Genomic DNA, 16,751 nt, shown 5'->3' with positions numbered 1-16,751 from the left:
GCCCTCACATCATGACCCGTGGGACTGTGCGCGCTGGTCGGGACCGCTTCGGCGGTCGGGCCCGCGACGAATGTGCGTCCGAGCCCCAGAGCCCCCTGCCCGCGCGTCGCCTCCTGGGATTTTCGTTCTTGGCCTTTCCTCCCGTTCCCGCTCCGCTCGCCCGCTCTCTCGAGGCGCGGGGCTACGCCGATCCGACGCCGGTCCAGGCCGCCGTCCTCGAACCCGCCGTCACCGGCCGCGACCTCCTGGTCTCGGCCCAGACCGGCTCGGGCAAGACCGTGGCCTACGGTCTCGCCATGGCCGGCACGCTCCTCGGCGAGGCCGAGACGCTGCCCGCCCCGGGCGCGCCCCTCGCCCTCGTGATCGCGCCGACGCGCGAACTCGCGCTTCAAGTGCACCGTGAATTGTCCTGGCTCTACGGAGCGGCCGGGGCGCGGGTGGCCGCCTGCGTCGGCGGCATGGATCCGCGCCGGGAGAGCCGCCTGCTCGCCGAGGGCGTCCACATCGTGGTCGGCACGCCGGGCCGCCTGCGCGACCATCTGGAGCGGAGCAACCTCGATCCGAGCGGGCTCCGGGCCGTCGTCCTCGACGAGGCCGACGAGATGCTGGATCTCGGCTTCCGCGAGGATCTGGAATTCATCCTCGGCGCGACCCCGGCCGAGCGCCGGACGCTGCTGTTCTCCGCGACGCTGCCGAAGGGCATCGTGGCCCTGGCCGAGCATTACCAGCGCGAGGCCCTGCGCATCGCGGTGGCGGGCGAGACCCGCGGCCACGCCGACATCGAGTACCGGGCGCTGCGGATCCTGCCGCGCGAGACCGAGCTCGTGGTGGTCAACACCCTGCGGCTGGTCGAGGCGCGCACGGCGATCGTGTTCTGCAACACCCGCAACGCCGTGCGCCACCTCCAGGCGGTGCTCACCGAGCGCGGCTTCACCGCGGTGGCGCTCTCCGGCGAACTCGGCCAGGGCGAGCGCAACGCCGCCCTGCAGGCCTTGCGCGACGGGCGCGCCCGCGTCTGCGTGGCGACGGACGTCGCGGCCCGCGGCATCGACCTGCCGGGCCTCGGCCTCGTCATCCATGCCGAGCTGCCGCACGATGCCGAGGTGCTCCAGCACCGCTCGGGCCGCACCGGCCGCGCGGGGCAGAAGGGCATCAGCGTCCTCCTCGTGCCGCCCTCCCGCCGCCGCAAGGCCGAGGAGTTGATGGCGCGCGCCGGCGTGGTGCCGATCTGGTCCGGCCCGCCGCCGGCCGACGAGATCCGCGCCCTCGATCAGGAGCGGCTGCTCACCGACCCGCTCCTCACCGACGAGACGAGCGAGGAGGACCGGGCGATGGCGCAGGCGCTCCTGGAGCGTCGGTCGGCGGAGGATCTTGCTGCCGCCCTGGTGCGCGCCTACCGGGCGCGCCTCCCCGCCCCCGAGGAGGTCACCGATCCGGGCTTCCCCACCGGCCGGTCCGCACCGGCGACGGCGCGCCGGGACGGTCCGCGCCCGCCGCTCGGCCCGAGCGTGTGGTTCCGCCTCAATGTCGGCCGGCGCGACAACGCCGATCCGCGCCGCCTGCTGCCGATGCTGTGCCGCCGGGGCGGGGTGACGCGCGACGAGATCGGGGCGATCCGCATCTTCGAGCGCGAGACGAAGTTCGAGATCCGCGGCGGCGCCGCGGAGCGCTTCGTCGACAGCTTCGGCCGCACCGGCTCCGCCGACCTCCAGATCGAGGCCCTCGACGCGGTCCCAGACCTGCCCCGCCGCCCCAGCAAGCGCCGGGGCTGAGGCCCGCTTCTTCGGCGGCTTCAAAAACCGCCAAGAAGCCTCAAGAGAGGCTGGACAGCCGGCCTCTCCCTGACTATACCCCCGCCATCGCCGCTGCAGCGCAGCCCGGCGAGCCCAGGTAGCTCAGTTGGTAGAGCATGCGACTGAAAATCGCAGTGTCGGTGGTTCGATTCCGCCCCTGGGCACCACTTATCCTTCAATAACTTAAGTGGTGCTTCTTAGCCTGATCTCTCAGGCTCGTTACCGTGGACGCTACCGCGGCTCGTTTCTCATCCGTGCTGGCTCCCGCTCACGCGCCCGATCGGCCAAGGGCATGAGCACAACATCTGAGTACGGCGCCTCTCCCACCGTCCTCGAATGGTCCCGCGGGCTCGCCAGCCTGTCGCGGGGCCGGGTGCCGCGTCCCGGCTTCCGGCCGGAGGACTGGGTGGAGACGCTCTCGAACTGTCGCCCTCTTCGCGGGGGCGCGGATTGAAACCCGAATTCGCTGGTCACACTCCCTTTCGGAGGCGGTCGCCCTCTCACGAGGGCGCGGATCAAGCTGGGTGGGGCCGCAAGCCTCATCCGGCTTTTTCGTTGGATCGGACGCCCTGAAACAACACAACGCTTCCAGGGCGACGATGAGATGGATTAAACGGGATCGACATACGTAACATATGTCAAAGGGTTTTGCCTTTTCGATAGCCCCATTACGGACTTCATTGATGCAGTTTCGTCACATCTCGCCTCATTGATGGTGGTATGCTCATGTAGCATTTGGCCACGAGGGAGGAGATAACGATGGCTGCCGGCGTCATGAATGACGACATCGTTAACGCTACTGAGATTTTGTCTCCAACCAGCTCTCAGAACACGTCAAATGCAGGCACGGCACCCGGCGAAGATATCGTAGCAGACACGGCCGCGGATGTCAGCAATACGGTATGGTTCAAATATACAGCCGCCACCACTGGGCCGGTCGAGATCAATTCGCTCGGCTCGAATTTCGATACGACGCTTCAGGCATATGCTCTCACTGACCCCTCTGCGCCGGTTTCATACGCAAATCTCACTCAACTCGATGAGAACGATGATGTCAGTCCAGATGCCGGGGCTGCCGCCAGGACATCGGTAATCAGATTTGATGCTGTTGCCGGTCAAACGTACTACATCCAGGCTGGCGGCACTTCGTCAGGAGGCTTATCACCGAGCGGTGATCTAGTTATCAACGCGTCTCCCGTTTGTTTCGTCAGCGGAACGCATATCAAGACAGCGCGTGGTGAAATAGCGGTCGAGCACCTTCAAGTAGGTGATCTCGCGGTAACGGCCTCTGGTGAGCACCGCTCCATCCGCTGGATCGGTCACCGGAAACTGAATTGCCGCAGACATCCCAAGCCGCACGAAGTGCACCCCGTCCGCATCCTCAAGAACGCATTCGGCCTCGGCAAGCCCGAGCGGGATCTCTTCGTCTCGCCCGGTCACGCCGTCTGTCTGGACCTGCTCGGCGAGGTGCTGATCCCCGCCTCTTCCGTCGTCAACGGCGCTACCATCGCCCAGGTGGAGGTCGACGAGGTCACCTACTGGCACGTCGAACTCGACGGCCACGACATCCTCATCGCCGACGGCCTTCCCGCTGAGAGCTACCTCGAGATGGGCAATCGAGCGTTCTTCGCAGCAGCGAACGGCGACGCAGCCGCCGCTCCTGATACCCCTGTTCCCACTCACGCGGACTTCTGCCGCCCCTTCCTCTGCAACGGCAAGGTCGTCGAGGCCGCGCGTGAGAGGCTGAGAGCCCGGGCGATCGATATGGGCTGGTCGCTCAAGCCTGATCGCTTCGCTGGGCTTCACATTGTGGCTGACGGTCAGGTTGTTCAGCCGACCCTTAATGGTCATGTCGCGCGCTTCTTGCTGCCCGCAGGCTGCGAGGATGTTCGCCTGATTTCCGGAGCGAGTGTACCGGCTCAGGTCGATGACAGCGGCGACGGGCGCCAGCTTGGTGTCGATCTGCAACGGGTTACGATCAACGACGGATTGTCTGTGCAGCGAGACATCGACCTCGGCGACGCACGCCTGCGAGACGGGTTCTACGACTTGGAGGGCAAGGACGCTGATCAGCACCGTTGGACGAATGGGCGGGCAGTTCTCCCTCGCACGCTGTGGGAGGACTGTCAGGGCGAGTTCTTCCTGCGCCTGGAGCTTGGTGGTGGCAGCTTGTTGCGCTGGCAGGAGCCACCCAGCGGATCAGCCGCAAACAGCGGAGAGCCAGCCGCGTCCGATCCGCGTCTTAGACTAGTCGCCGTTGCGGCGTGAGCGCCTACAGCCTGAAATGACAAAGCCTGCCCGGCAGGTCACCGGGCAGGCTCGGATTTCGCGGAGTATGGGGCTCAACGATGGCTGATCAGACCGATAACGCTGTGCCACATCGACACCGAACTCCCGGATGGGGACGCCAATCGCCCAAGTGAAGCGGGATGCGCAGCATCGATGCCAAAAGCAGATGCATGAGCATGGTCGCGGCATGCAAGCCCATCTCAAGGGTGCATATCGTCGTCAGATCGCGGCTGCATTCGGGCCCGCTGCCGGGCGGCAGGGGTAGGTCAGGCCGCCCCGGGGCGCTGTTTGGGGTGCTCGTCGGGCTTGTCCGGGGCCGAGCTGCTTTCGGTTGCCCCGGCGCTGCGCAGGGCCGCGATGGCCTCGTCGATCGGGACCGAGCCGTCGCTCTCCTCCGGATCCGGGTCGCGCAGCCAAGCGAGGACCAGGCAGGCGACGACCGCCGCGAGGCTGCCGCCGACCGGGGCCGCCAAGATGGCAAGGAGCCATCCCTGCGTGTGAAGCAGCACAATGGCTGCGGCACCGCCACTCAGAGCTGCTGCAATCACGAAGAACATCCGCCCTCCGCAAATGCGATCGATGATTCGTGAGGCGCCTCGACTCTCGTTACACGATCCTCGATCTCACCCTGGCCTGACGCGAATCGGCCCCGGAGGACAAACTCGGGTCCCGCGGCCCTCCCCGGCTCCTCCTGCGAGGCTCGCTCATCCTCCACCTCGGGTCGAGGACCGGAATGCGATGATGTGGTTCAGAAGCAGGTCACGGCAAGTCGAGCAGGCTCTACGTCATCAACCCGCAGGGTCATCATCGGTTTCCGGCACCACGAGGCCCACGTGCCCTGTGATACGGTTTCCGGAAGATCACTTTCGGAAACCGTATCACGAGCCCGCGCGGCGCCTGAGCGAGGCCGGTTTCCGCATCGCGAAGCGATCATCCGGAAACCGTATGACCTCGCCGGTCGGCGTGCAGGGGCGAACCTGAGCGTGGCGAGCATCGCGGCGCCGAGACCGGCCGGGTCCATCGTCGGGCCTGACCGGACACCAAGCCGATACCAGCCCTTCAAACCTCGGAAACGCGTCGGGTCTACCGCTCTCCCGTCCCGGGGGAGGACAAGGAGCACATCTGCCATGAAGCGCATGATCGCCGGCATCATCGTCACCGCCGCCCTGGCAACGAGCAGCGCGAGCTTGGCCCAGACGCCTCCGGGCGCCCCTCCCGGCCCGCCTCCGCCGCCGTCCGCCAGCGACGGCGGGCGGCCCGAGGGCCCGCGCCGCGGCCCGCCCGATGGCGAGCGCGAGGGCGGCTGGCGTCCCCACCCGATGATGGGTGCCATGATGAAGGGCGGCCACCTGCGCTTCCGTCGCGGGGAGACCGGCATCGACTTCAAATGCGCCGCGGACGACAGCACGAAGGCCTGCGTCGATGCCCTGATGCCCCTGGTGGACAAGCTGCTTCAGGGGCGCTGAGAGCGCCGGAGAGGCGCGCCCGCCCCCGGGGCCGGGCGCGCTCAGGGCGCGAAGCCCGCGGGCCGGAGGCGTCTCCGGGCCCCGCGGGCGGGGCGGCCTCTGCGCCGCCGTGTCATACGGTTTCCGGATGATCGCTTCGCGATCCGGAAACCGGCCTCGCTCAGGCGCCGCGCGGGCTCGTGATACGGTTTCCGAAAGTGATCTTTCGGAAACCGTATTAGGCCGGATCGAAGCGGATCGGCTGCGCGCCCTTGTAGAGCGTCATCCGGCCGAGGTCGTAGACGTGCTCGATACCGGTGGTGATGGTGAGGAAGTGGTTGCCGGCGAGCTGCCCGACCTTGCTGGCGAAGTGCACCCCGCCATAGGCGAGCAGGATCTCGGTCTCGCTGATCCCGCCCGGATACAGGATCATCTGCCCCGGCGCCGGATAGCTGGTGTGGTTCTCGTAGCCGACGCCGAAATCGAGCTCGCCGAGGGGCATCCACACGCCCTCGCCGCTCCAGCGCACATGCACGATCTCGCTCACGAAGGGCAGCGCCTTGATGAAGGCCGCGCAGGTCTGGGGGGCCTTCTCCAGTTCGAGCCGGCCGACGAGGTCGTAGGGACCGGCCTTGATCTTGAGTTCCTGCACGAGCGATCTCCTTGGGTGCGGGGGTGAAACGACGCCGCGTCAGGCCGGGTGCCGGACGAGAGCAGGATCCGCGCCAGCCTGCATCGCCCCGATCTCGGGCACGGGCCGGATCTCCTCGGGCACGGCGCAGAGCCGGTGGCGGCGCATGAGCCGGCCGAGGCGCGGTGAGGCGGTGGCGACCGCGAGCGGCACGGCGACGAGCGGCCCGAGGAGGAGCGGCCCCAGCCAGGGCAGGATCCCGGGGGCGACGAGGGCGAGGGCGCCGCTCACGGCGACGCCGAACAGGGTCACGTCCGGCAGGGCCCGGAGGGCGGCGGCGACGGACACGCCCGCCGCGTCCCGCTGCTGCCCGGCCCAGGCCACCCGGCGGCCGACGAGGAGCCCGGCCATGACGAGGCTGAGCCGCACGGTGGCGATCCCGTAGAGCAGGAACGAGAACACCGTCTCGGCCGCGATGCCGGCGAGGATGCGCCGGACCCCGCCATGGGCGCGGGGGGCGCGCCGCAGCAGATCGGCGTAGCCGGCATATTTCGGCGCGAGCGAGAAGGCGAGCCAGCCGCCATAGAGCGCCGCGGCGAGCCCCACCGGCGTCTCCGCCGGAAGGTCGAGGAGGCGGAGCGGCAGGACGAGCAGCGCCAGGGCGGTCGCGGGGGCGCCGAGGAACATCAGGATCGCCCAGACGAGCTGGAAGCGGCTGACCGGAAGCAGGCCGGGCAGGCGCAGCAGGCGGACATATTGCAGGTTGCCGTGGCACCAGCGGGCGTCGCGGGTGAGGTGTTCGAGGAGGGTCGGCGGGTTCTCCTCGTAGCTGCCGCCCTCGATGGGCAGCACCCGCACCTCGTAGCCGGCCCGGCGCATCAGCACCGCCTCGACCTGATCGTGCGACAGGATCGGGCCGCCGAACCGTCCCGGGGCGAGCCCCGGCAGCCGGCAATGCTCCGCGAAGGGCGCGATGCGCACGAGCGCGTTGTGGCCCCAGAACGGGCCGCAATCCCCCGTCCACCATGCCATGGCGAGGGTGTAGGGCCGCATGCCGTGGCGCATGCCGAACTGGAACAGCCGCGCGAAGGGGCTCGCGGCCGGGGCGCCGACCACGAGCCCTTGCAGGATGCCGATGCGCGGATGGGCCTCGGCGATGCGCACGAGCCGCAGGATCGCCTCGCCGGTCATCAGGCTGTCCGCATCGAGCGGCAGCATGAAGTCCTCGTCCGCGCGGGCGCAGAAATCCTGAAGGTTGCCGGCCTTGAAGCCCGTATTCGCCGCCCGGCGCCGGTAATGCAGCCGCGCGGCCCGGACGGGGTCGAGGCCGGCGCGCCACGCGGCGAAGGCCGCCTCCTCGCGGGCGATCAGCGCCGGCCGGTCGGTGTCGCTGAGGATGTGGAGGCTGAACCCCGCGCCGTGGCCCGTGCGCTCCAGGCTCTCCTGCACGAGGCGCAGCCGCGCCAAGGCCCGCTCCGGCTCCTCGTTGCGCAGGGTCATCACGACGGCGGTGCGCAGGCGCGGCGGATCGGTCCGGTCCCCCGCCGCCGCGAAGGGAGCGGCCGCGGCGAGGCCCCGCGGCCCCGCGCACAGCAGCCACAGGCCGATCACCGCGTTCCAGAAGCCGAGGACGGTCCAGGGCAGGGCGATACAGCAGCAGGCGAACAGGATGCCGTCGATCGCGTCCCAGCCGCCCGCGCCGAGCACGCGGGCGAGGCCGGCGGCGAAGCCCGCGAGCGTCGCGAGGCAGAGCGCCAGCAGCGCCCGGCGGCGGCGGCGCAGGACCGCGACGGGTTGCAGGCCCGCCGGTGTCGTGAGAGGAGCAGGCACGGCCGCGCCATCGCCGGCCGGCACCGGAGAATCAGCGTGCGGCATCGCTCGGGATCCGGCGGCGCGGACGAGGCGGACGGGACGGCATCCGCGCTGTGGTACACGGCGCCCGGCCGGGCGGAGTTGCGACGCCAGACATTGCTCCCTCTTCGCCCCGGCGAGGTCCGGGTCCGCACCCTGTGGAGTGCGCTCAGCCGCGGCACCGAGCGCCTCGTCTTCGAGGGACGGGTGCCGGAGCCGATCCGCGAGCGGATGCGCGCCCCCGCCCAAGAGGGCGATTTCCCGTTTCCGGTCAAGTATGGCTACTGCGCGGTCGGGCGCATCGCGGGGGACGGAAAGCTGGTCTTCGCCCTGCACCCGCACGAGGAGGCCTTCGCGGCTTTGCCGGAGGCGCTGTGTCCCCTGCCCGCTGGCGTGCCGCCGCGGCGCGCCGTGCTGGCCGCCAACATGGAGACGGCCCTCAACGGGATCTGGGATTCGGGAGCCGGACCGGGCGACCGGATCGCGGTGGTCGGCGGCGGCGTGGTCGGCCTGCTCGCGGCCTATCTCGCCGCAGGCCTGCCCGGGGCCGAGGTCTGCCTGATCGATCCCGACGAGGCCCGCGCCGCGCCGGCCGCCGCGCTCGGCGTGCCGTTCCGCAACCGACCCGGGGCGGAGGGGGCGTCGGACGTCGTCATCCACGCGAGCGGCAGCGCCGAAGGGCTGGCGTCGGCGCTCGCGCTCGCGGGCGAGGAGGCGCGCGTGGTCGAGCTGAGCTGGCACGGCAGCGGCCCCGTGCCGGTGCCGCTCGGGGGCGCCTTCCACCCGCGCCGCCTGCATCTGGTGTCGAGCCAGGTGGGGCAGTTGCCGCCCGAGCGACGCCCGCGCTGGAGCCACCGCCGCCGCCTGCTCAAGGCCCTCGACCTCCTGCGCGATCCCCGCCTCGACGCCCTGATCACCGAGGAGATCGCCTTCGCGGATCTCCCGGCCGCCCTGCCGCGCCTGCTCGGCCGCGGCGCGCCCGGCCTCTGCACCGCCATCCGCTACGCCCCTGAGGAGCCCTGATGTACGCCGTCGAAGTCCGCGACCACGTGATGATCGCCCACAGCTTCCGGGGCGACCTGTTCGGCCCCGCCCAGGCGCTGCACGGCGCGACCTTCGTGGTGGACGTGGCGTTCTTCCGCGAGACGCTGACGCCGGACGGGGTCGTGGTCGATATCGGGCGGGCCACCGAGGCGCTCGAGCGCATCCTGGCGCCGCTCAACTACCGCAACCTCGACACGGTGCCGGACTTCGCGGGCCGCAACACCACCACCGAGTTCCTGTGCGGCCACATCCACCGGGCGATGGCGGAGGCCGTGCGGGCGGGCGATCTCGGGCCGGGCGGCGAGGGCGTGTCGCGCCTGCGCGTCACCCTGCACGAATCGCACGTGGCCCGCGCGTGGTTCGAGGGACCGCTCGCCCCGTGACCGATGCCGTCTTCGCGATCCCCGGCGATCTCGCCACCCCGACCGGCGGCTACGCCTATGCCCGCCACGTGCTCGCGGAATGGTCGGCCGGGCCGCTGCGGGTGACGCATCTGCCCCTGCCCGGCTCCTTCCCGGAGCCCTCGGCGGAGGATCTGGCGGTGACGGAGGCCGCCTTCGCGCGGCTGCCCGCCGGGGCCGCGCTCCTGGTGGACGGACTCGCCTACGGCGCCCTCCCCGCCCCGGTGATCCGGGCGGCGGGGGAGCGGCCGCTCGTCGCCCTGGTGCATCATCCGCTCGGCCTCGAGGCCGGCCTCGCCCCGGCACGGGCCGAAGCCCTCGTGGCGAGCGAGCGCGCCGCCCTCGCCCTGGCGCATCGCATCGTCGCGACGAGCCCCTTCACCCGCGCGCTCCTGATGCGGGACTTCGGCGTGGCGGCGCAGGCGATCGTGGTGGCGGAGCCCGGCACGGCGCCCGCCGCGCGGGTGCCCGTCCGGACCACCGGGACCGTGTCCCTGCTCTCGGTCGGCACGGTGATCCCGCGCAAGGCCCATCACCTGCTGGTGGAGGCCCTCGCCGGCCTCGGCAACCTCGACTGGCGCCTGACCATCGCGGGCGCCCTCGACCGCGACCCGGCCTGCGCCGCGGCGTTGCGGCGGACCGTGGCCGAGCGGGCGCTCGGCGAGCGCGTGCGGCTCATCGGGGCGGTGACGCGCGCGGAACTGGATCGGCTCTACACGGAGACGGACGTCCTCGTCTCGGCCTCGCTCTTCGAGGGCTACGGCATGGCGCTGACCGAGGGCTTGGCCCGGGGCCTGCCCCTCGTGGCGAGCACGGGTGGTGCTGCGGCCGACACGGTGCCGGATGCCGCCGCCGCCAAGGTGCCGCCGGGGGATGTCGGCGCCCTGCGGACGGCGCTGCACCCGCTCATCGCCGATCCGCGGGCGCGCCGCGCCGCGGCGGACGCGTCCTGGGCGGCAGGCCGGCGCCTGCCGCGCTGGGCCGACACCGCGCAGACCATCGCGCGCTGCCTGCGGGAGGCGCGCCCGTGACGGGATTTAGCGCCGCCTGGCTCGCCCTGCGCGAGCCGGCCGACCACGCCGCGCGCGACCCCGGCCTGATGGCCGCCCTCGGCCGCGCCCTCGCGGAGCGGCCCGGGCCGCTCCGCGTGGTCGATCTCGGCTGCGGCACGGGCTCGAACCTGCGCGCCCTCGCCCCGCACCTGCCGGCGGAGCAGCATTGGTGCCTCGTCGATCACGACCCGGCGCTCCTCACCGCCGCCCGCGCGGCCCTCGCGGACTGGGCCGACCACGCGGCCGGAGACGGGGACGATCTGGTCCTGCGGCGGGACGGGCGCGTGCTGCGGGTGCGGTGCCGGGTGCACGACCTCGCCGCCGGCCTGCCCCTGGATCCGGCCGCTCTGCCGGATCTCGTCACGGCGGCGGCCCTGTTCGATCTCGTCTCGGAAGACTGGATCGCGGCGGCCTCGCGGGCGGTGGCGGCGGCCGGCGCGGCCTTCTACACCGCACTGACCTATGACGGCCGCGAGGCCTGGACGCCGCCGCATCCGGCCGATGCGGCGCTCCAGGCCGCCTTCCTCGCGCATCAGGCCCGCGACAAGGGCTTCGGCCCGGCCGCGGGACCGCGGGCGACCGACATCCTGGACCGCGCCTTCGCCCGGTCGGGCTACGCGACCACGCGGGCGGAGAGCCCCTGGCGGATCGTTGCCGGTCCCCTCCTCGACGCGCTGGCGGAGGGCAAGGCGGCCGCCGTTCGCGCGACGGGGCTCGCCCCGGAGGGACAGGTGGAGGCATGGCGGACGGCGCGCGCGGCCCCGGGCTGCGCCGCGGTGATCGGGCATGCCGATCTCCTCGCCCTACCGCGGGATGATACGGTTTCCGGACGATCACTTTCGGAAACCGTATCACGAGCCCGCGCGGCGCCTCAGCGAGGCCGGTTTCCGCATCGCGAAGCGATCATCCGGAAACCGTATGAGAGGGCGCGGTCGTCCCACAGCGGGCCGTGAGCCACAGCTCTTCAGGAAGCTTCACGCATCATTGTCGTCGTTGGCCTCTGCCGACCCACGAACGGACCCGAGACCCGGGTGACGGGACGGGTTCCGGTCAGCCGATCCCGCGCCGTCACGCCCCCTCCGACCGACGCCAGCCCCGCATTCCCCTCTCGCCGTGGCCGGCGGGCCGGGCCATGATCGCGGCGGATCGACCCAGCGTGGCGGTTGGACGAAATCTTGCGTCGGCCTGAGCACCGACGCGGATCGGGAGACGGGATGGACCTCGACACGATCACGGCCGTGCTGACGCCCCGCAGCCGGGAGGATCTGGCCGCGTGGCGGGAGGGGGACGCGTGGCTCGCGGGCGGGACTTGGCTGTTTTCCGAGCCGCAGCCCGGACTCGCCCGGCTTCAGGACCTCTCGCGCCTCGGCTGGGCACCCGTCGAGATCGACGCGGACGGCCTGCGGATCGCCGCCACCTGCACCATCGCGCAGCTCGACCGGGTCGAGTGTCCGGCCGGCTGGACCGCGGCGCCGCTGATCGGCCAGTGCTGCCGGGCACTCCTCGGCTCCTTCAAGATCTGGAACACGGCGACGGTGGGCGGCAACCTGTGCATGGCGCTCCCCGCCGGCCCGCTGATCGCGCTCGCCGCCGCCCTCGACGGGACTTGCCTGATCTGGCGGCAGGACGGCGGCGAGCGGCGGCTGCCGGTGATCGATTTCGTGCGCGGGCCGCAGGAGACGGCGCTGGCGCCCGGCGAGGTGCTGCGCCGGATCGACCTGCCGGCAGCGGCCCTGCGGCGGCGCCCGGCCTTTCGGCGCATCTCGCTCAGCCCCAACGGCCGCTCGGGCGCGCTCCTGATCGGCACGCGCGATCCCGACGGGAGCGCCGCGCTCACCGTGACGGCCGCGACCCGCCGGCCGGTGCGGCTCGCCTGGCCCACCCTGCCGGACGCCGCCACGCTCGCGGCACGGCTCGCGGCGGCGATCCCGAACGACCTCTACTACGACGACGTCCACGGCGCGCCCGACTGGCGCCGCCACGTGACCCACCTCCTCGCCGAGGAGATCCGGCGCGCCCTCGACGGAGACCCGGGCCCATGATCCTCACGGTGAACGGGCTCGACCAGAGCGCGGAGCCCCGCCCCGGCCAGTGCCTGCGCACGCTCCTGCGCGACCTCGGCTGGTTCGGCGTGAAGAAGGGCTGCGACGCGGGCGATTGCGGCGCCTGCACGATCCATCTCGACGGCGAGCCGGTCCATAGCTGCCTGGTGCCGGCCGTCCGGGCCGAAGGGCGCAGCGTGACGACGATCGAGGGGCTGTCGGGCCCCTGCCGGCCCGGCGCGGAGGTGCCGGCCGATCTCCATCCGGTGCAGGAGGCCTTCCTGGCCGCCCAGGGCTACCAATGCGGCTTCTGCACCCCCGGCATGGTGATGACCGCCGCGGCCCTCGACCAGGGCCAGAAGCAGGATCTCGGCGCGGCGCTCAAGGGCAATCTCTGCCGCTGCACCGGCTACCGGGCGATCGCGGACGCCATCGCGGGCGTGGCAGAAGCCGAGACGCCGGAGGGCGATCCGTGCGGCCGCAGCCTCCCCGCCCCGGCCGGCCCGGCCGTGGTGAGCGGGCGCGCCCGCTACACCTTCGACCTGCCGCTCGCGGGCGTGCTGCACCTCCGGGTGCTGCGCTCGTCCCACGCCCATGCGGAGATCCGCGGCATCGACCGCAGCGCCGCCCTTGCGGTGCCGGGTGTGGTCGCGATCCTCACGCACGAGGACGTGCCGCGGACGCGCTTCTCCACCGGGCGCCATCAGGACCCGCGGGACGACGCGCCCGACACCCGGATGCTCGACCGCGTGGTGCGCTTCGTCGGCCAGCGCGTGGCGGCCGTGGTCGCCGAGAGCGAGGCGGCGGCCGAGGCGGGGATCCGCGCCCTCGCGGTGGATTACGCGCTGCGCCCCGCCCTCCTCGATCCCGAGCGGGCCCTCGACGGGGATGCCCCCCTCGTCCATGACGGGCGCGACCGGCCCGGCGAGGACGCGCCGCCGCTCCACGCCCATCCCAACCTCGCGGCCGAGGTGCATGGCTGCATCGGCGACGCCACGGCCGGCTTCGCCGAGGCCGACCATGTGGTCGAGGGCACCTACCGCTCGCAGCGGATCCAGCACGCCCATCTGGAGACCCACGGCGCCGCCGGCTGGCTCGACGCGGATGGCCGGCTCGTCATCCGCACCAGCTCGCAGGTGCCCTTCCTCACGCGCGACGCCCTCGCCGCCCTGCTCGGGCTCGACCGCGAGCGCGTGCAGGTGGTCTGCGGACGGGTCGGCGGCGGCTTCGGCGGCAAGCAGGAGATGCTCACCGAGGATCTGGTCGCCCTCGCGGTGCTGCGCCTCGGGCGGCCGGTGAAGTGGGAGTTCACCCGTAGCGAGCAGTTCGTCGGCGCCACCACCCGCCACCCGATGCGGGTGCGGGTGAAGCTCGGCGCGCGGCGCGACGGCACCCTGACGGCGATCGCCCTCGACGTGCTGTCCGAGACCGGCGCCTATGCCAACCACGCGGGCGGCGTGCTGCATCACGGCTGCAACGAGGTGATCAGCGCCTATCGCTGCCCGAACAAGCGCGTCGACGGCTACGCCGTCTACACGCACACCCTGCCGGCGGGCGCCTTCCGCGGCTACGGCCTCAGCCAGACGATCTTCGCGCTCGAATCGGCCCTGGACGATCTCGCCCGGGACTGCGGCATCGACCCTTACGAGATGCGCCGCCGCAACGCCGTGCGGCCGGGCGACCCGCTCGTCTCCACCAGCCTGGAGCCGCACGACGTGCAGTACGGCTCCTACGGGCTCGACCAGTGCCTCGCGCTCGCGGAGGCCGCCATGCGGGAGCCGGGCGGCGCGCCGCCGCCGGGGCCGGATTGGCGCGTCGGCGAGGGCATGGCGATGGCGATGATCGACACGATCCCGCCCCGCGGCCATTTCGCCGATGCGCGGGCGAGCCTGGATGCGGAGGGACGCTACGCCCTCGCGGTCGGCACCGCGGAGTTCGGCAACGGCACCACCACGGTGCACGGCCAGATCGCGGCCTCCGTGCTCGGCACCGCGCCCGGCCGCATCGCCATCCGGCAAGCGGATACCGACGCGGTGCCCCACGACACCGGCGCCTATGGCAGCACCGGCACGGTGGTGGCGGGGCAGGCGGTGCTGCGCGCCGCGCAAGCCCTCGCGGACGCGATCCGGACGGCCGCCGCCGCCCGCACCGGCAGCGATCCGGCCGCCTGCCGGCTCGCGGACGGGGCGGTGGAGACGCCGGCGGGCCCGGTGCCGCTCGCCGATCTCGGGCCCCTCTCCGGACAGGGCCGCGCGGACGGCACGCCGCGCTCGGTCGCCTTCAACGTCCAGGCCTTCCGGGTGGCGGTGCGGCCGGAGACCGGCGAGGTCCGGATCCTGCGCAGCGTCCACGCGGCGGATGCGGGCCGGGTGATCAACCCGATGCAGTGCCGCGGACAGATCGAGGGCGGCGTCGCCCAGGCGCTCGGCGCGGCGCTCTACGAGGCTCTGCGCCTCGACGAGGCCGGCCGGGTCGTCACCCCGACCTTCCGGACCTACCACATCCCGGCCTTCGCCGACCTGCCCCGCACCACGGTGCTGTTCGCCGACACGCACGACCGGATCGGCCCGCTCGGCGCGAAATCAATGAGCGAGAGCCCCTACAACCCGGTGGTGCCGGCGCTCGCCAACGCGATCCGGGCGGCGACGGGCGCGCGGCTCACCGAGACGCCCTTCGCGCCGGACCGGATCTACCGCGCCGTGATGGCGGCGAGCCAGACCTCCCACCAAGCCGAGAGACTCCCCGATGGACATGAAGCGTGACGCCGCGGCTCATCCGGACGGCCTGCTGGAGCGGCTCTTCGCGCTGAAGGCGCACGGCACCACCGTGCGCACGGAGCTGCTCGCCGGCCTCACCACCTTCCTGACGATGGCCTACATCGTCTTCATCAACCCGAGCATCCTGGCCGATGCCGGGATGCCCAAGGGGGCGGTGTTCGTGGCGACCTGCCTCGTCGCGGCCATCGGCTCGCTGATCATGGCCTTCCTCGCCAATTACCCGATCGCGATGGCGCCCGGCATGGGGCTCAACGCCTATTTCGCCTACGTGGTCGTGCTCCAGATGGGCTACACGTGGCAGGCCGCTTTGGGCGCGGTGTTCATCTCGGGCGTGTGCTTCCTGATCGTCACGCTCACGGGCCTGCGCAGCCTCATCGTCGAGGGCATCCCGCGCTCGATGCGGATCGCCATCACGGTGGGCATCGGGCTGTTCCTGGCGATCATCGCGCTGAAGAACGCGGGCGTGGTGGCGGCGAGCCCCGCCACCTTCGTGACGCTGGGCGACCTGCACAAGCCGAGCACGGTGCTGGCGGTGCTCGGCTTCATCCTGGTGGCGGTGCTGTCGGTGCGCAAGGTGAAGGGGGCGCTGCTCGCCAGCATCCTCAGCGTCACGGTGCTGAGCTTCCTCGTCGCGGGCAACGGCTTCCAGGGCGTGGTGTCGATGCCGCCCTCGATCGCCCCGACCCTGTTCGCCCTCGATCTGTCGGGCGCCCTCTCGGCGGGACTGCTCAACGTGGTGCTGGTGCTGTTCCTGGTCGAGCTGTTCGACGCCACCGGCACGCTGATGGGCGTGGCGAGCCGGGCGGGCCTCCTCGTCGACGGCAAGATGACCCGGCTCAACCGGGCCCTGATGGCCGATAGCGGCGCGATCTTCATCGGCTCGCTTCTCGGCACGTCGAGCACCACCGCCTATCTGGAGAGCGCGTCCGGCGTCGAGGAGGGCGGCCGCACGGGGCTCACCGCCGTGACCGTGGCGGTGTTGTTCCTCGCCTGCCTGTTCTTCGCGCCGCTCGCCGGCTCGGTGCCGCCCTACGCCACCGCGCCGGCCCTGTTCTACGTCGCCTGCCTGATGCTCCACGACCTCGTGGGCCTCGACTGGGACGACCTGACGGAGGTGATCCCGGCCTGCGTCACGGCGCTGCTGATGCCCTTCACCTACTCGATCGCCAACGGCGTCGCCTTCGGCTTCATCACCTACGCGGCGCTGAAGCTCCTCACCGGCCGGGCGCGGGACGTGAAGCCGATCGTCTGGGTGATCGCGGCCCTGTTCCTGTTCAAGTTCGTGGAATCAGGCGGGGCGCATTAGAGCCTTGTCCGACGAAGTGGATCCCGGTTCGTCGCAGGAAAGGCGGTGACATCAAAGACCTGGAGCAGCACCCGCTTGCAACGTGATCGGCCGCCGCTCCAGGCGCGGACCGTCCGCGAA

14 protein-coding genes and 1 tRNA gene are annotated in these 16,751 nt (G+C 71.8%); 12 read left to right on the top strand and 3 right to left on the bottom strand.

The window, feature by feature from the left end; translation table 11 throughout:
• The first annotated feature begins 128 nt into the window (after positions 1–128).
• The 4 genes from ACE101_RS12175 to ACE101_RS12160 all read left to right on the top strand — a co-directional run bounded on the left by ACE101_RS12175 (position 129) and on the right by ACE101_RS12160 (position 4,061).
• Entirely contained in the window at positions 129–1,772 is a 1,644-nt protein-coding gene (locus ACE101_RS12175) for a DEAD/DEAH box helicase (RefSeq protein ID WP_379129591.1), read from the top strand.
• A 112-nt stretch (positions 1,773–1,884) separates the two neighbouring features.
• Positions 1,885–1,960, top strand: a tRNA-Phe gene (locus tag ACE101_RS12170).
• A 125-nt stretch (positions 1,961–2,085) separates the two neighbouring features.
• The gene (locus ACE101_RS12165) at positions 2,086–2,247 is read left to right on the top strand and encodes a hypothetical protein (RefSeq protein WP_379129589.1); all 162 of its coding nucleotides are present in this window, start codon (positions 2,086–2,088) and stop codon (positions 2,245–2,247) included.
• Positions 2,248–2,552: 305 nt separating this feature from the next.
• Positions 2,553–4,061 carry a Hint domain-containing protein gene (locus ACE101_RS12160; RefSeq protein ID WP_379129587.1) on the top strand — a complete coding sequence of 503 codons (1,509 nt, stop codon included), beginning with the start codon at positions 2,553–2,555 and terminating at the stop codon, positions 4,059–4,061.
• Positions 4,062–4,348: 287 nt separating this feature from the next.
• Here ACE101_RS12160 and ACE101_RS12155 read toward each other — a convergent pair whose 3' ends face one another.
• Positions 4,349–4,639, bottom strand: a complete 291-nt coding sequence (locus ACE101_RS12155) for a hypothetical protein (protein ID WP_379129584.1) — start codon at positions 4,637–4,639, stop codon at positions 4,349–4,351.
• Between the two features lie 570 nt (positions 4,640–5,209).
• Here ACE101_RS12155 and ACE101_RS12150 point away from each other — a divergent pair.
• Positions 5,210–5,548: a hypothetical protein gene (locus tag ACE101_RS12150; RefSeq protein ID WP_379129581.1), complete on the top strand. Its 339-nt coding sequence runs from the start codon at positions 5,210–5,212 to the stop codon at positions 5,546–5,548.
• A gap of 217 nt (positions 5,549–5,765) precedes the next feature.
• Here the strand turns inward: ACE101_RS12150 and ACE101_RS12145 are convergent, their stop codons facing one another.
• Together ACE101_RS12145 and mdoH are read right to left on the bottom strand one after the other, a co-directional pair.
• Positions 5,766–6,179, bottom strand: coding sequence for a DUF3830 family protein (locus ACE101_RS12145; protein ID WP_379129579.1), 414 nt, complete (start codon positions 6,177–6,179; stop codon positions 5,766–5,768).
• Positions 6,180–6,218: 39 nt separating this feature from the next.
• Entirely contained in the window at positions 6,219–8,033 is a 1,815-nt protein-coding gene (gene mdoH / locus ACE101_RS12140; RefSeq protein WP_379129577.1) for a glucans biosynthesis glucosyltransferase MdoH, read from the bottom strand.
• 78 nt (positions 8,034–8,111) lie between these two features.
• Here mdoH and ACE101_RS12135 point away from each other — a divergent pair, with 78 nt between their 5' ends.
• From ACE101_RS12135 to ACE101_RS12105, 7 genes are all read left to right on the top strand, one after another.
• Positions 8,112–9,032 carry a zinc-dependent alcohol dehydrogenase gene (locus ACE101_RS12135; protein WP_379138614.1) on the top strand — a complete coding sequence of 307 codons (921 nt, stop codon included), beginning with the start codon at positions 8,112–8,114 and terminating at the stop codon, positions 9,030–9,032.
• On the top strand, positions 9,032–9,436 hold the full coding sequence (locus tag ACE101_RS12130; protein WP_379129574.1) for a 6-pyruvoyl trahydropterin synthase family protein: 405 nt from the start codon (positions 9,032–9,034) through the stop codon (positions 9,434–9,436). The genes ACE101_RS12135 and ACE101_RS12130 overlap by 1 nt, the downstream gene beginning before the upstream one ends.
• Positions 9,433–10,485 (top strand): glycosyltransferase family 4 protein, encoded by a 1,053-nt coding sequence (locus tag ACE101_RS12125; RefSeq protein ID WP_379129571.1) that lies wholly within the window; start codon positions 9,433–9,435, stop codon positions 10,483–10,485. The genes ACE101_RS12130 and ACE101_RS12125 overlap by 4 nt, the downstream gene beginning before the upstream one ends.
• Positions 10,482–11,459 (top strand): methyltransferase domain-containing protein, encoded by a 978-nt coding sequence (locus ACE101_RS12120; protein ID WP_379129568.1) that lies wholly within the window; start codon positions 10,482–10,484, stop codon positions 11,457–11,459. Before ACE101_RS12125 ends, ACE101_RS12120 begins: the two co-directional genes overlap by 4 nt.
• 261 nt (positions 11,460–11,720) lie before the next feature.
• Positions 11,721–12,548, top strand: a complete 828-nt coding sequence (locus ACE101_RS12115) for an FAD binding domain-containing protein (RefSeq protein ID WP_379129566.1) — start codon at positions 11,721–11,723, stop codon at positions 12,546–12,548.
• Entirely contained in the window at positions 12,545–15,310 is a 2,766-nt protein-coding gene (locus ACE101_RS12110) for a molybdopterin-dependent oxidoreductase (protein WP_379129563.1), read from the top strand. Before ACE101_RS12115 ends, ACE101_RS12110 begins: the two co-directional genes overlap by 4 nt.
• Positions 15,294–16,631 carry an NCS2 family permease gene (locus ACE101_RS12105; protein WP_379129560.1) on the top strand — a complete coding sequence of 446 codons (1,338 nt, stop codon included), beginning with the start codon at positions 15,294–15,296 and terminating at the stop codon, positions 16,629–16,631. The genes ACE101_RS12110 and ACE101_RS12105 overlap by 17 nt, the downstream gene beginning before the upstream one ends.
• The last annotated feature ends 120 nt before the right edge of the window (positions 16,632–16,751 follow it).

It is taken from the genome of Methylobacterium carpenticola (genome assembly GCF_042748905.1).
GTDB lineage: Bacteria > Pseudomonadota > Alphaproteobacteria > Rhizobiales > Beijerinckiaceae > Methylobacterium > Methylobacterium carpenticola.
The sequence above is the reverse complement of the archived record's forward strand: the minus strand, read 5'-3'. Positions and strand labels throughout refer to the sequence as shown.

Bases quoted from the DNA above. Each gene is read 5' to 3' on its own strand.
- ACE101_RS12165 (WP_379129589.1), top strand. From the start codon at position 2,086: ATGAGCACAACATCTGAGTACGGCGCCTCTCCCACCGTCCTCGAATGG.
- ACE101_RS12160 (WP_379129587.1), top strand. From the start codon at position 2,553: ATGGCTGCCGGCGTCATGAATGACGACATCGTTAACGCTACTGAGATT.
- ACE101_RS12155 (WP_379129584.1), bottom strand. From the start codon at position 4,639: ATGTTCTTCGTGATTGCAGCAGCTCTGAGTGGCGGTGCCGCAGCCATT.
- ACE101_RS12150 (WP_379129581.1), top strand. From the start codon at position 5,210: ATGAAGCGCATGATCGCCGGCATCATCGTCACCGCCGCCCTGGCAACG.
- mdoH (WP_379129577.1), bottom strand. From the start codon at position 8,033: ATGCCGCACGCTGATTCTCCGGTGCCGGCCGGCGATGGCGCGGCCGTG.
- ACE101_RS12130 (WP_379129574.1), top strand. From the start codon at position 9,032: ATGTACGCCGTCGAAGTCCGCGACCACGTGATGATCGCCCACAGCTTC.
- ACE101_RS12115 (WP_379129566.1), top strand. From the start codon at position 11,721: ATGGACCTCGACACGATCACGGCCGTGCTGACGCCCCGCAGCCGGGAG.
- ACE101_RS12110 (WP_379129563.1), top strand. From the start codon at position 12,545: ATGATCCTCACGGTGAACGGGCTCGACCAGAGCGCGGAGCCCCGCCCC.
- ACE101_RS12105 (WP_379129560.1), top strand. From the start codon at position 15,294: ATGGACATGAAGCGTGACGCCGCGGCTCATCCGGACGGCCTGCTGGAG.